Consider the following 222-nt stretch of genomic DNA (forward strand, 5'->3'; position numbering starts at 1 on the left):
TCGCCGACCGCTGGCGAACGATTGCATTCGACTGGCCGGGCTTCGGATACAGTGGTACACCAGATCCGGCCGCCTTTGGCTATGATTTCGACGCCTATTCCGACGTGCTTTCCAGACTTGCCGGTGAAGTCGGTCTCGAACGCTACGCCTTGTGGCTGCATGACTATGGCTCGCAGATAGGACTCCGGCATGCGATCTCGCACCCGGATCGGATCAGCGCCC

1 protein-coding gene is annotated in these 222 nt (G+C 60.4%); it reads left to right on the forward strand.

What is annotated here, in order from left to right:
• The coding region (locus EOB49_RS36185; protein WP_127383596.1) for an alpha/beta fold hydrolase at positions 1 to 222 on the forward strand (222 nt) is incomplete at both ends.

Source organism: Mesorhizobium sp. M7A.F.Ca.MR.148.00.0.0, assembly GCF_003997735.1.
GTDB lineage: Bacteria > Pseudomonadota > Alphaproteobacteria > Rhizobiales > Rhizobiaceae > Mesorhizobium.